Source organism: Ruegeria sp. HKCCD9138 (genome assembly GCF_057220975.1).
The window spans coordinates 37,459-50,497 of record NZ_JBWVAZ010000001.1 but is presented as its reverse complement, the minus strand read 5'-3'; the positions used below and the strand labels follow the sequence as shown (position 1 = coordinate 50,497).

Annotated in this window: 11 protein-coding genes; 9 read left to right on the top strand and 2 right to left on the bottom strand. The window is 59.0% G+C overall.

Translation table 11 applies throughout. The features are described from left to right. Nucleotides 1-18 precede the first annotated feature (18 nt). The 4 genes from AC2TEL_RS00240 to mdoH are packed head-to-tail and all read left to right on the top strand — an operon-like array spanning nt 19 to nt 6,000. The gene (locus AC2TEL_RS00240; RefSeq protein WP_480842586.1) at nt 19-1,389 is read left to right on the top strand and encodes a tetratricopeptide repeat protein; all 1,371 of its coding nucleotides are present in this window, start codon (nt 19-21) and stop codon (nt 1,387-1,389) included. 29 nt (nt 1,390-1,418) lie between these two features. Continuing rightward, complete coding sequence (locus tag AC2TEL_RS00235) at nt 1,419-2,636, top strand: OpgC family protein (protein WP_480901346.1); 1,218 nt, start codon at nt 1,419-1,421, stop codon at nt 2,634-2,636. Then, nucleotides 2,633-4,132: an OpgD/OpgG family glucan biosynthesis protein gene (locus AC2TEL_RS00230; RefSeq protein WP_480901345.1), complete on the top strand. Its 1,500-nt coding sequence runs from the start codon at nt 2,633-2,635 to the stop codon at nt 4,130-4,132. Before AC2TEL_RS00235 ends, AC2TEL_RS00230 begins: the two co-directional genes overlap by 4 nt. Then, the gene (gene mdoH / locus AC2TEL_RS00225) at nt 4,129-6,000 is read left to right on the top strand and encodes a glucans biosynthesis glucosyltransferase MdoH (protein WP_480842591.1); all 1,872 of its coding nucleotides are present in this window, start codon (nt 4,129-4,131) and stop codon (nt 5,998-6,000) included. The genes AC2TEL_RS00230 and mdoH overlap by 4 nt, the downstream gene beginning before the upstream one ends. On the opposite strand, the gene AC2TEL_RS00220 is transcribed toward mdoH, so the two are convergent. Continuing rightward, on the bottom strand, nt 6,001-6,816 hold the full coding sequence (locus AC2TEL_RS00220; RefSeq protein ID WP_480901344.1) for a CE1 family esterase: 816 nt from the start codon (nt 6,814-6,816) through the stop codon (nt 6,001-6,003). After that, nucleotides 6,813-7,286 (bottom strand): rhodanese-like domain-containing protein, encoded by a 474-nt coding sequence (locus tag AC2TEL_RS00215; protein WP_480901343.1) that lies wholly within the window; start codon nt 7,284-7,286, stop codon nt 6,813-6,815. The genes AC2TEL_RS00220 and AC2TEL_RS00215 overlap by 4 nt, the downstream gene beginning before the upstream one ends. A 220-nt stretch (nt 7,287-7,506) precedes the next feature. Here AC2TEL_RS00215 and AC2TEL_RS00210 point away from each other — a divergent pair, with 220 nt between their 5' ends. Genes AC2TEL_RS00210 through AC2TEL_RS00190 form a run of 5 tightly spaced genes read left to right on the top strand, consistent with a single transcriptional unit; the run spans nt 7,507 to nt 13,034 of the window. Then, nucleotides 7,507-10,377, top strand: a complete 2,871-nt coding sequence (locus AC2TEL_RS00210; RefSeq protein ID WP_480901841.1) for a monovalent cation/H+ antiporter subunit A — start codon at nt 7,507-7,509, stop codon at nt 10,375-10,377. Continuing rightward, nucleotides 10,377-10,736, top strand: a complete 360-nt coding sequence (locus AC2TEL_RS00205; protein WP_480842597.1) for a Na+/H+ antiporter subunit C — start codon at nt 10,377-10,379, stop codon at nt 10,734-10,736. The genes AC2TEL_RS00210 and AC2TEL_RS00205 overlap by 1 nt, the downstream gene beginning before the upstream one ends. Continuing rightward, the gene (locus AC2TEL_RS00200; protein WP_480842599.1) at nt 10,733-12,271 is read left to right on the top strand and encodes a monovalent cation/H+ antiporter subunit D; all 1,539 of its coding nucleotides are present in this window, start codon (nt 10,733-10,735) and stop codon (nt 12,269-12,271) included. Before AC2TEL_RS00205 ends, AC2TEL_RS00200 begins: the two co-directional genes overlap by 4 nt. Continuing rightward, nucleotides 12,271-12,768 (top strand): Na+/H+ antiporter subunit E, encoded by a 498-nt coding sequence (locus AC2TEL_RS00195; protein WP_480842601.1) that lies wholly within the window; start codon nt 12,271-12,273, stop codon nt 12,766-12,768. The genes AC2TEL_RS00200 and AC2TEL_RS00195 overlap by 1 nt, the downstream gene beginning before the upstream one ends. Further along, entirely contained in the window at nt 12,765-13,034 is a 270-nt protein-coding gene (locus AC2TEL_RS00190) for a K+/H+ antiporter subunit F (protein ID WP_480842603.1), read from the top strand. The genes AC2TEL_RS00195 and AC2TEL_RS00190 overlap by 4 nt, the downstream gene beginning before the upstream one ends. Nucleotides 13,035-13,039: the final 5 nt, after the last annotated feature.

Genomic DNA, 13,039 nt, shown 5'->3' with positions numbered 1-13,039 from the left:
ATCGGATTGGACCCAAGCATGAAACAAGACGTTTTTGGACAGATGAACACCCTGAGCCAGCCGGCAAGTGTCGAAGCCTGGAATGGTGTTCTTCTTGGGTTCATGGCTCATGCTGCGATCACTCCGCAACATCTTGGCAAAGTGCTGGAACTTGAACCCCAGTTCGCACTGGGTCATGCGGTCAAGGGTCTGTTCATGGTTCTGCTGGGCCGGCGCGAGATTCTGCCCGTTGCAGTCGAGGCATTGGCAGCTGCCAACGCAGCCATGGAACAGCAACCTGTCTCGGCGCGTGAACGCTTGTATGTCGACGCGCTTGGCGTCTGGCTTGCAGGTCACCCCTCGCAAGCCGTTCAGAAATTCGAAGAAATTCTGCGCACACATCCACAAGATACGCTGGCGATGAAGCTGAGCCATGCGACCCGTTTCGTCCTTGGCGATGCGCAAGGTATGCGCCGGTCCCTGGAACGGATCATGCCCGCCTATGAGCCGGATCATCCGGGCCGCGGCTACCTGCTGGGCTGTCACTCCTTTGCGCTGGAAGAAACAGGTGCCTATGAAAAGGCCGAAATTGCCGGTCGTCAGGCCCTGTGGATGGTTTCAGACGATGCGTGGGGCCTGCATGCGGTTGCGCACGTGCATGAGATGACTGGTAATGCCCAGCTGGGTCTCGACTGGCTGGCCGGGCGAGAGGATGCCTGGTCACATTGCAACAATTTCCGCTATCACGTCTGGTGGCACAAGGCCCTGATGCATCTGGATCTCGGTCAGGTCGATCACGTGATGACCCTGTACGATGAGTATATCCGTAAGGACAAGACCGACGATTACCGCGACATTTCGAACGCGACCTCGCTGCTGTCACGGCTGGAGTTGGAAGGCATTGATGTCGGCAATCGCTGGGAAGAACTGGCAGATCTCAGCGCTGCGCGAACGGAAGATGGCTGTCTGATCTTTGCCGATCTGCATTACCTGCTTGCCCTGACCGGTGACAATCGCAACGACGCAACGGCCAAGATGCTGGGTCGCATTCACAAGGACGCCTCTCAGGCCAACAATGACACGACCCGCCGCATGGCTGATCCGGGTGTTGCTGCGGCGATGGGTCTTGAGGCTTTTGGCGATGGTCAGTACGGGATTGCATTTGACCACCTGCTGAACGCACGCGGGTCGATGCAACTGGCGGGTGGAAGCCACGCCCAACGTGATGTATTCGAGCGCATCACAATTGACTCCGGGTTGCGCTCCGGTCGTCTGGATGAAGTCGAGCGTATTCTGGACGATCGTCGCGCCAAACGCGCCGGGGGCGAAGACAATTACGCACTTGCGCGCCGCGCATTAATCGAAGCGGCCCGCGACAGCGGCGAGGTTCAAAGCGTCCCCGCCGAATAACAAAAAAGACTAAGAAGGACAGAAACTGTATGGCGACTGCATCGCCCGCTTCTGATTTTGCGCCTGTTGCGGCTTCGGCCGCAGCCGCTGCCAGCACGCGCGATCCGCGGCTGGACTTTTATCGTGGCATCGCAATGTTCATCATTCTGATTGCCCATATTCCAAACGACCCCTGGTCCAAGTGGATTCCAGCGAGGTTCGGATACTCTGACGCGACCGAGATATTCGTGTTCTGTTCAGGCATGGCCTCGGCTATTGCTTTTGGCGGGGCCTTCATGCGCAAAGGATGGTGGATGGGCTCGGCGCGCGTCGCGTTCCGGATCTGGCAGGTCTACTGGGCGCACATCTGCCTGTTTTTCTTCGTCGCGATGACCATGGCTGCGTTGAACCAGTCCGGTACTTTTGAGAAGAACTACATCTCGTCCCTGAACCTGCAGCATTTTTTCAATGATCCGGCCTCGCAGTTGGTGGGGCTTTTTACACTGACCTATGTGCCCAACTACTTCGACATCCTGCCAATGTATCTGGTGGTGTTGGCCATGATGCCTCTGTTCATGGCGCTGTACCGGATCAACTTCTGGGCCATGGCGGCTGCATCCGTGGCGATCTGGCTGGTGGCGCAAACCGGGGTGCTGGCCTTGCCCGCCGAACCTTGGTCAGACCGCCAGTGGTTCTTTAACCCCTTCGGTTGGCAGTTGCTGTTTTTCACCGGCTTTGCCCTCATGCGCGGCTGGATTCCGGCCCCACCGGTTTCCAAAACCCTGATCTGGGCCGCCGCACTTTTCCTGATCCTGTCGGCGCCCTTCGGGTCGTGGAAAGTCTTCCTTTGGGTCAATTCCGCATGGCCGGAACTCGGCGCACTGATCCGCAAGGCGTGGCCCCTGACAGAAGAACTGCGTGGCAAGACCGAGTTCGGCGTTCTGCGCTATATCCATTTTCTGTCGCTGGCCTATCTGGGCTGGGTCGCTGCCGGTGAGCACGGTCACCGCCTGATCGCAACCGGTCACAGTGTGGCAGCGCGGGTCTGGCAGTGGCTGCTGGCGGTGATATCGAAAGTTGGGCAGCAATCACTGGCCGTGTTCGTATTTTCCATGGCAGCGGCGCGACTTATCGGCGTCGCATTGGACCAGACTGGGCGGGATGTTGCCAGTGTCTTTGCGGCCAACATGATTGGCTTTGCCATGATCATCTGCGTGGCCTATCTGGCCGCTTGGTTCAAGTCACATCCTTGGAAGACTAAAAAATGAATTTCACGCGCCGCGCATTTCTGGCCTCGACAACGGCACTGGCATTTGCCCCGTCCGCATTTGCCACGGGGGGTGAGGCGCCCTTTGATCGCAATGACGTGATCGCACAGGCCCGTGATCTGGCCAGCCGTCCCTATGCGGAACGCGAGATGGTGCCGCAGGAATGGCAGGACCTGACCTATCAGCAATACCGCTCGATCCGGTTCCGTCTGGATCGCGCGCTTTGGTACGAGACCGAGACACCATTCAACGTCGATTTCTTCACACCGGGCTTATATTTTCCGCGCACAGTCAAGGTTTCCACCGTCGAAAACGGGATGACCAAACCGGTCGCCTTCGATCTTTCAATGTTCGACAAGTCCGAAGACGTGCCGCAACTTCCCATCGATGACACGTTGGGGTTTTCTGGCCTGCGCCTTCGAACCGAGATGCACCGGCCCGGAAAAACCGATGAGTTCTGCGTCTGGCAGGGTGCCAGCTATTTCCGGGCCATTGGGCTGCACGAGGTCTATGGCCTGTCTGCGCGCGGCCTGGCCCTGAAAACCGGCGACCCGGATGGTGAGGAATTTCCCGAATTCATCCGCTTCTGGCTGGAACGTCCCGAACCGGGCCAGCGCAATATGGTCGTCCACGCCTTGATGGACAGCCCGAGCGTGACCGGTGCCTATCGGTTCAACGTGACCGCCGGCGCAGACTGCGTCATGGATATCGAGGCGACGCTGTTTCCGCGGACCGAGCTGACCCACGTCGGCATCGCCCCGGGAACCTCGATGTTCCTGTTCGATCAGACCAACCACAGCCGGTTCGATGATTTCCGCCCCGCCGTGCATGACAGTGATGGGCTGATGATCCGTAACGGCGCGGGTGAGGTTCTGTGGCGCCCGCTGGCCAACCCGACCCGCTTGCAGATTTCCTCGTTTGTGGACAGGAACCCACGCGGTTTCGGCCTGATGCAGCGCAAGCGCGAATTCTCGGACTATGCGGATCTTGAGGCAAACTATCACAAGCGCCCGGGTCTTTGGGTCGAACCCAGTCAGGATTGGGGCAAAGGCAGCGTCACCCTAGTCGAGATTCCGGCAGATCAAGAGATTTACGACAATATCGTCGCCTATTGGCGTCCGGCCGAGCCATATTCCGCCGGCAGTCAGGTCGACCTGTCCTATCGTCTGATCTGGGGCGAAGAACCCCAGCGCACCCCGATGCCCCGGGTCATCAACACTGCAATGGGTGACAACACCTTTGGCGAAGGTCGCCTGGCCGTCATCGATTTCGAAGCCAGCGAATTGTTTGAAGACCCCGAGGCGATGACGGTCTTTGTCGACTCGCCCCACGCAGAAACTTCGGATGGCGTGTTGCAGCGCAATCCGGATACCGGCGGCTTGCGGTTGGCATTCTCGTTCGAACCCGGCGACCGTAACCACATAGAACTGCGCGCGCAGTTGCTGAAAGACAAGCAACCGGCCTCTGAGGTCTGGCTTTACAGATGGACCGCATGAACCGCGACCTTCATATCATGCCGCCAGAGGCGCCTCTGGCGATGCCGGCGCAGGATTTCAGCACTGACTTCCGCGATGCGCAGGTCCCGTCGGGCAAGGCCGAAGCGTCCGCCGGATTCTGGCGCGCACTTGCGTTTTCGCCCGCCATGGCAGCCACGCTTGGGCTGCTCTGGGTCATGACCGACTGGTTCGGGGCCGAGGGGATCAACCTGATCGAAGCCATTCTTCTTGCCCTGATCTCGTTCAACTTCTTCTGGATCTCGTTCACCGTCTGCACCGTTCTTTTGGGCATGGTGTCCCTGTCCCGACAGGATCGACCCAAGAACCAAACCAGACCGCAGGCCTTGCGGGTGGCCTTGCTCATGCCCGTGTACAACGAAGTCCCCTGGTTCGTTCTTGGCAATGCCCGCACCATGCTGGAGGATCTGCGGGCGAGAGGTGGGCAACATCACTATGCCATGTTCATCTTGTCCGACACACGCGATCCGGAAATCGCGGCACAGGAACAGGCCAGCGTCGAAGCGCTGCGCACAACACTGGCACCCGGTCTCGAATTGTACTATCGCCGCCGCGCGGAGAACACAGATCGCAAGGTGGGTAACATCGCCGATTGGGTCAGCCATTGGGGTGCCGATTGGGACGCGATGCTGGTGCTGGACGCCGACAGCCTGATGACCGGTCGCGCCATCTATCGCCTGACCGATGCGCTGGCACGCGACCCGGGCGCAGGGCTGATTCAGAGCTACCCGCAACTGATTGGCGCGCAATCCGTTTTTGCCCGGATGCAACAATTCGCCAACGGAGTTTACGGTATCGCCTTTGCCGAAGGTCTTGCGCGCTGGTGCGGGCAAGAGGGCAACTATTGGGGCCACAACGCCATTATCCGCACTAGGGCCTTTGCCAGCAGCGCTGGTCTGCCCAAGCTGCGCTCGTTCAAAGGTCAGGACAAGCTGATCATGAGCCACGACTTCGTTGAGGCTGGCTTGCTGCGCCGTGCGGGATGGGCCGTGCGGTTCTTGCCGCGTATTCGCGGCTCGTATGAGGAAACACCGCCCACACTGATCGATCACGCCATGCGGGACCGCCGCTGGTGCCAGGGAAACCTGCAACACCTGAAACTGCTGGGTTCGGCCGGTTTCCGCGCTGTATCGAGGTTCCACATGTTCCATGGTGCGGTCGGATACCTGATGTCTCCGCTGTGGTTCGCGTTGTTGGTGATGTGGGCGCTGATCGGTCAGGGCGAAGATGCCTCGGTTTTGCACTATTTCAGCCCTGACAACCCTCTGTTCCCGCAATGGCCCGAAATGACCGAGACACGCCACGTGCTGATAATCCTGGTCATGTACGCGATGCTGCTGGCCCCCAAAGTTCTGGGCGTGGCCGCCTTGCCGCTGAGCGGCGCGCGCTATTCAGACTTCGGCGGTTGGCGCAAGTTCTTCACCTCTTTCCTGTTCGAGGTCATCCTGTCGATCCTCTACGCACCGATCCTGATGGTGCAGCAGATGATCGCTGTGTTCCGCACCGCACTGGGTCTGCAAAAAGGCTGGTCGCCGCAGGCGCGCGACGGCGGAACCTATGGGCTGCGGACGCTTGTCTTGTGCCACGCCCTGGAAACCGTCAGCGGTGTGGCGCTGAGCGTCGGTATTCTGGCTGGGTTGGTATCCATCTGGCTGGCTCCGATCGCAATCAGCCTTGCGCTGGCCATCCCCCTGTCCGCACTCAGCGGAGTATCCGCGGGCGCCGCGCGTCGGCTGGTCGGCATGCGCGAGGATTTCAGCGAACCCGCCATCACCCGGTCCGCTCGCCGGTATCGGGACGAGTTGAAAAGGCTGGTTGAAGGCAAAGGTACAATGACCCCGGCAGAATAATCAGCTGCCGGGTAGGCCTTCGTACCAATCCACCATCATGTCTGCCCAGCCTTGGGGCACGCCATGACCACCGGGGAACAGGGCGAATTCCAACGCGCTGCCATCCGCGCACCGGGTCCATTTGCGGCGCATGAAGTCACCTGTGTTGGTGAATCCGTCGGGTTTGGTATCGGGGCACTCATTGGCCACGCGCCAGATTTCAAGACCTGCAAAGATGTCGCCTTGATGAAAGCGCCCTCCGCCCAGAATACGCCCTTCCAACGGGACGACGTTGTCGGTCCAACCGTGTGTGTGAAACAGGCGCACCGGACCTTTGCATGCCTCGGGGTGAGGACGCCAGAAGCCACCGGACACCGGCACATAGGCCGAAAACGTATCCGGGGAAGCACAGGCCAGATAGTTCACCATGAAACCACCGGCCGAAAAGCCGCCAAGCACAACGCGATCCGTGTCGATCCCAAAACGTTCAGCCGCATCTTCGACGACTTCGGTCAGAAAAGCAGTTTCGTCCCGCCCTTCCCAGCCCGGGTAAAAATTCCAGCTTTGCCGCCCGTTTCGCATTGCACCTTCCGGCGCCATTACGGCATAGCCCCGCTTCAGCAATGGATCGACCATGCTGCGATTATTCATCGTACCCGATCCGCTGCCGCCGTACCCATGCAGAAACACAACCAGGGGTGGGTTGTCGGCTGGGGGCAGTTCGATCTGGTACGAGCCCGAGGCCGTCTCGCATACCCCCCTATCATCACCGCAGGCGGCGAACGCGGTTTGCGCCGTCAGGGTCAAACCCAGAGCAAGCCAATATTTCACTGTCATCCTTCGTTCCCTGTGTAACGGTCAACGGGCAATCCCGCGCGCAGCCACCCCGGCCCGGCTGCTGAACCCAGCATACCCTCGGGCACGTCGATTATGTTGGAAAAACCGGCCTCGGTCAGTTGGTTGCTCATGCGCGCCGACCGGACGCCCCTGGCGCAGATCAGTGCCACCGGAGCGGCTTTGTCCCCATCCACCAGCCGGGACAACGTTTGCACGAAATCTGCGCGGCGCATATCCAGTGGCGTGGCCGAGTCGCCAACTCCGGTTGCCTGCCATTCGCGCGGGGTTCGGATGTCGATCAAAAGAATTTCCCCGGACGATGCCTGGGCGTGGGCTTCTGAAACACTCAGTTGACCACCGGCGTAATCCTGCGGGATCAACCGATACTCCCGGATGGCGAATCCGGCCGCGATGGCAATGCCACCGCCCATAATGACCCATCTTCGCGTTCGTTTCGCCGTGTCCGCCACGCTGCGTACTCCTGGCTCTGCAAGCTGGTGTTAGCATAGCCCAACAGCCAATACCGCGCTGAATCAAAAGCGCCGGATCAACTTCGCGTCATTTTCACGCAGGAAAAATGTATCTGACAGGCACCATTAGCAGTCATTGGAAACCTTGCATTTTCCGAGCAGCCATTAAATTATCGCTACCAGTTCAATATCAATGACCGCCAAGATCGGAGTATCGCAGTTGTCCCTATTCCTCATCGCGGCCCTTCCCTTCCTCGGAGCTGTCTTTCCCGCCCTGCTTATCCGCGCCGGCCGCAATGCAGCGGCTTCGTCTGCCGGATTGACGAGCTTTCTGGCGCTGGCCGGGTTGTTTATCCACATTCCCGCAGTGATGCGTGGCGAAGTGGTGACCGCGCGCTTCGACTGGATCCCTGGCCTGGGCCTGAATGCCAACTTCATGCTGGACGGGTTGGGATTTCTGTTTGCGCTGCTGATCCTGGGTATCGGTCTGTTGATCATACTTTACGCACGGTTCTACCTATCGCGCGAAGACCCAATGGGGCAGTTCTACACCTACCTGCTGCTGTTTCAGGGGGCGATGGTTGGAATCGTTCTGTCCGACAACGTTCTACTTCTGCTTATTTTCTGGGAACTTACATCTCTTAGTTCATTCCTGCTGATCGGTTATTGGAGGCACCTGCCCGAGGGGCGTCAGGGTGCCCGGATGGCGTTAGCCGTCACCGGATCCGGTGGGCTGGCGATGATCGCCGGGATGCTGATCCTGGGCAATGTCGTTGGGTCCTATGACCTGAGTGTTATCCTGCAGAACAAGGAACTCATTCAATCTTCGCCCTATTACCTACCGGCGCTGATTCTGATCCTGCTGGGCTGTTTCACCAAGTCGGCGCAGTTCCCGTTCCACTTCTGGCTACCTCACGCAATGGCCGCGCCGACGCCGGTATCGGCCTACCTGCACTCGGCAACAATGGTGAAAGCCGGTCTGTTTCTGATGGCGCGCATGTGGCCGGTTCTGGCGGGAACCGACGCGTGGTTCTACATCGTGGCCACGACCGGGCTGGTAACCATGCTGATCGGCGCGATTATTGCGTTGTTCAAGGATGACCTGAAGGCGCTGCTTGCATTTTCCACGGTGTCGCATCTGGGCCTGGTGACCATGCTGCTGGGCTTTGGCACCAAAATCGCGGTCGTTGCCGCCGTGTTTCACATCATCAACCACGCGACGTTCAAAGCTGCACTGTTCATGACCGCCGGTATCGTTGACCACGAGACCGGCACGCGCAATGTCAAACGATTGGGCGGTTTGCGCCACCTGATGCCGATTACCTTTACCATCGGTACGATTGCCGCGCTGTCGATGGCGGGGTTACCTCCTCTGAATGGTTTTTTGTCCAAGGAGATGATGCTGGAGGAGACCGTCCACACCACCTGGCTGAACTCCCACTATCTGGTCCCGGGGCTGGCGTTATTGGCCGCGCTGTTCTCGGCTGCCTATTCCTTCCGTTTTGTCGGACATGTCTTCCTTGGGCCGGAGCGAGAAGATTATCCGCATCATCCTCATGACCCGCCTGTCGGTCTCTGGCTGGCGCCTGCATTCCTGGTGGTTCTGGTTGTCCTGATCGGCCTGTATTCCGCTGCAATCGTAGGACCTTTGGTTGCTGTCGTTTCGAGCGCGGTGATCGGCGGAGAAAAACTACCCTACTACTCGCTCAAACTGTGGCACGGCTTTACGCCTGCGCTGTACATGTCGGTTGTAGCAACATTGGGCGGTCTGTTTCTGCTGTCGCTGCATCGCCGGGGCGACCAATTGTGGAACGCTCTGCCCCGTCCGGAAGCGAAAACCATCTTTGACGCAATCATCGGCCTGTTTACGAGCCTCTGCCGGTGGATCACGGACGAGCTGCATAATGGCGTCATCAGCCGCTATGCTATCATCCTGATCGCCTTCACCGTAGGCCTTGGGTACTACGCTTATTCCACCGGCACTATTGGACTGGAAACACGCGTTCCGTTGCCAGCGCAGCCTATTCCAATCATCGGTTGGATCTGCCTTGTCGGGGCGACGCTGGCCATCATGTGGTTCCACCGCAACCGCTTGTTGTCACTGGTGCTTATCGGAGTTGTCGGGCTGATCGTTTCGATGGCATTTAACTACCTGTCCGCCCCGGATCTTGCACTGACCCAGATCTCGGTCGAGGTGGTGACTATGATCCTGCTGTTGCTTTCGCTCAACTTCCTGCCGACAGAAACGCCGTGGGACAGCAGCGCGCCACGCCGGTGGCGGGATGCCGCAATCTCGGTTGTTGCAGGTCTGGGCGCTGGCGGGCTGATCTACGCACTGATGATGCGCGATTTCGCCTTTCCGACGATCTCGGATTTCCATCTGGCGAATTCGTACAAAGGTGGTGGCGGCACCAATGTGGTCAATGTGATCCTCGTGGACTTCCGGGGCTTTGATACCTTTGGCGAGATCATCGTCCTGGGCATCGCTGCACTCATAATCTTTGCCCTGACCGAGGCAGTGCTGGGCACCAATGTCCGCAGCTACCTACTGAACCGCAAACCCCATTGGCCTCAGTCCGGAGACTCACACCCGCTGATGATGGTGGTCGCGACCCGTGTGATGATGCCTATTGCACTTATGGTCGGCGCCTACATCTTTTTCCGAGGTCACAACCAGCCCGGAGGTGGCTTCATCGCCGGTCTGATCGTCGCTATCGCCTATCTGATGCAATACATGGCAAGCGGCTACACATGGGCCATCGAACGGCAGCGCTTCTACTATCACGGCACCATCGGGTGGGGTGTATTGATTGCCGCTGCCACCGGACTTGGCGCATGGTTCAACGAACGCCCCTTCCTGACCAGCGACTTCGGTTACATAAACTGGCCACCCCTGGAAGAGTTCGAGTGGGCCACCGCGATGCTGTTCGACACAGGAGTTTTCCTCGCTGTTCTGGGTGCGGTCATGCTGGCGCTCGACAGCTTGTCCCGCTTCGCGTGGCAGCCGGGAATTGCGCAGGAACATCCGATGGATATCAACCCGTTACGGGATGATCCTCCGGAAGAAGAACAAGAAAAGGAGCAGGCCTGATGGAAGCGCTCGTAGCCTCTGCCGTTGGCGTTTTGACCGCTGCGGGGATTTTCCTGATCCTGCGCCGCCGAACCTTCCCGGTCATTCTGGGCCTGTCCCTGATTACCTATGCCGTGAACGTCTTCCTGTTCGCGACCGGACGGCTGGCGTTGAACGCGCCTGCGGTTCTGAACAAGTACGAAGACGTGCCCTACACCGACCCGCTGCCACAGGCGCTTGTTTTGACGGCTATCGTGATCTCGTTCGGAATGACGGCAGTGATCGTGATGATCGCGCTCAGCGCCTATCTGTCCTCGAAGGATGACCATATCGACATGACCGCGCAGGACAGCGTGGACGCGCCGGGAGAGGACGCATGAACCACTGGATCGTTGCGCCGATCGTCCTGCCCGCGATTCTGGCTCCTTTTATCATCATGGTCCTGCGGTACCATCTGGACCTGCAGCGTATCTTCTCGGTTGCGGGCGTAGTTGGTCTGCTGGGCATTGCCTTGACAATCACCGCCCAGGCTTCGAGCGGGGTGATCCAGGTCTACGAATTGGGCAACTGGCCCGCCCCCTTTGGCATAGTATTGGTGTTGGACAGAATGTCCGCGATGATGGTGCTGCTGACGGCCCTGCTAGCGTTGCCCATCGTACTATACGCCATTGCGTCGGGCTGGGACGACCGGGGCAAACACTTCCACGCCCTGTTCCACTTCCAGCTCATGGGCGTGTGCGGAGCGTTTCTGACCGGCGACGCATTTAACCTCTTCGTGTTCTTCGAAGTTCTTCTCATCGCCTCCTACGGCCTGATGACGCATGGTGGCGGGTCGGTGCGACTAAAGGCTGGCGTGCAATACGTGGCCTATAACCTGATCGGTTCGACCCTGTTCCTGTTTGCTTTGGGGACGATCTACGGCGTGACCGGTACGCTCAACATGGCTGATCTGGCAGTTCGGGTAGCCGAGATACCGCCCGAAGACACCGCCCTGCTGCGCGTTGGCGCCGTGCTGCTGCTGCTTGTTTTTTGCATTAAGGCTGCCGTTCTACCGCTGCATTTCTGGTTACCCGCCAGTTACGCCAACGCACCGCTCCCCGTAGCGGCGCTGTTCGCCATCATGACCAAGGTCGGGGCCTATTCGATCCTGCGGGTCTATACCCTCGCCTTCGGGCCGGATGTCGCGGTGACCGACGGGTTGGTCGGCGAGTGGCTGCAACCGGCGGCCTTGCTGACGCTGGCCGTGGGGACAATCGGTATTCTGGGCGCGCAGCATATTGCCCGGATGGTGGCGTTTTGTGCCATCGCGTCGATGGGCACCCTGCTAATCGCTATCTCGCTGTTCGACGAGACAGCGACGGCTGCGGCTCTCTACTACATCTTCCATTCGACATTGGCGACTGCATTGCTGTTCCTGGTGGCGGACATGGTGATGGAACGTCAGGGCGGCGCGATCATGCCAAAACCGCCGATGCCGCAAGGAGGGCTGATCGCAGCCTTGTTTTTCGTAGGGGCCATTGCAATGGCGGGTATGCCCCCGCTTTCAGGATTTGTCGGTAAACTTCTGGTGCTTGATGCGGCGCGGGATGCACCGGATGCCAACGCGATCTGGGCGGTGATCCTGATCGGATCGTTCGTGACAATCGTTGGTCTGGCACGGGCCGGATCCCTGATATTCTGGAAAAGTCACGACGGCACACAGGCCCCACAGACCGAAACCGAGGCCGAGGTCGAGGCACCATCTGCCCCGGAACCGCAACCGGGCCTTGCGTTCACTGCAGTTTTCGGCGCGGTCCTTGGGCTTGTCCTGCTGACGCTGTTTGCCGGTCCTGCTTTGGAATATACTCGCAAAACAGCGCATCAACTGTTCACGCCGGATAACTACATTTCCGCAGTTCTGGGAAGGGAAGAGTAATGAAGCTGCTGCGCCGAGTATTCCCGCACCCCCATCTGACAGTTCTTCTGACGCTGGTCTGGATATTTCTGGCGAATGAGCCTTCGCTGAATTCGCTGGTATTCGGGCTGATCCTCGGGATCATCATCCCGTTCATTACGCAGCCCTATTGGCCTGACCGACCCAAGCTACGCAATTGGCCCATGATCGTGGAATACATGCTGGTGGTGCTGTGGGACATCGTGATGGCCAACATCACGGTCGCCCGTATCATCCTGTTCAAACGCGACGCGGACCGCCAACCGAATTGGATCTGCGTACCGTTGGAACTGCGTACACCCGAAGCCATCACAGTTCTGGCCGGGACGATCACGATGACCCCCGGAACGGTCAGTTGCGATCTGTCGGCCCAAGGGCACAATCTGCTGGTCCATTGTCTGGACGCGCCTGACCCGGACGCCGTTCGCGATCAGATCAAGAGCCGTTACGAGCGCCGCCTGAAGGAGATTTTCGAATGATGTCATATGCCATATTCTTCGCTTTCGCCTGTTTCGGTGCGGCAATAATGATGTGTCTGTGGCGGATCATCACGGCAGAAGGCGTCGGCACCCGCGTTCTGGCTCTGGACACGATGGTGATCAACACCATTGCTCTGATGATCCTCTATGGGCTGAAGCTGGGGTCCGAGATATTTTTCGAGGCCGCGATGATCATCGCCATGCTGGGCTTCGTTTCAACCGTCGCCTACGCGCGCTTTATGCTGCGCGGCAATATTATCGAGTGAGGCCG

Coding starts and splice junctions, on each gene's coding strand:
- AC2TEL_RS00240 (WP_480842586.1), top strand. CDS start 19: ATGAAACAAGACGTTTTTGGACAGATGAACACCCTGAGCCAGCCGGCA.
- AC2TEL_RS00235 (WP_480901346.1), top strand. CDS start 1,419: ATGGCGACTGCATCGCCCGCTTCTGATTTTGCGCCTGTTGCGGCTTCG.
- AC2TEL_RS00230 (WP_480901345.1), top strand. CDS start 2,633: ATGAATTTCACGCGCCGCGCATTTCTGGCCTCGACAACGGCACTGGCA.
- mdoH (WP_480842591.1), top strand. CDS start 4,129: ATGAACCGCGACCTTCATATCATGCCGCCAGAGGCGCCTCTGGCGATG.
- AC2TEL_RS00220 (WP_480901344.1), bottom strand. CDS start 6,816: ATGACAGTGAAATATTGGCTTGCTCTGGGTTTGACCCTGACGGCGCAA.
- AC2TEL_RS00205 (WP_480842597.1), top strand. CDS start 10,377: ATGGAAGCGCTCGTAGCCTCTGCCGTTGGCGTTTTGACCGCTGCGGGG.
- AC2TEL_RS00200 (WP_480842599.1), top strand. CDS start 10,733: ATGAACCACTGGATCGTTGCGCCGATCGTCCTGCCCGCGATTCTGGCT.
- AC2TEL_RS00195 (WP_480842601.1), top strand. CDS start 12,271: ATGAAGCTGCTGCGCCGAGTATTCCCGCACCCCCATCTGACAGTTCTT.
- AC2TEL_RS00190 (WP_480842603.1), top strand. CDS start 12,765: ATGATGTCATATGCCATATTCTTCGCTTTCGCCTGTTTCGGTGCGGCA.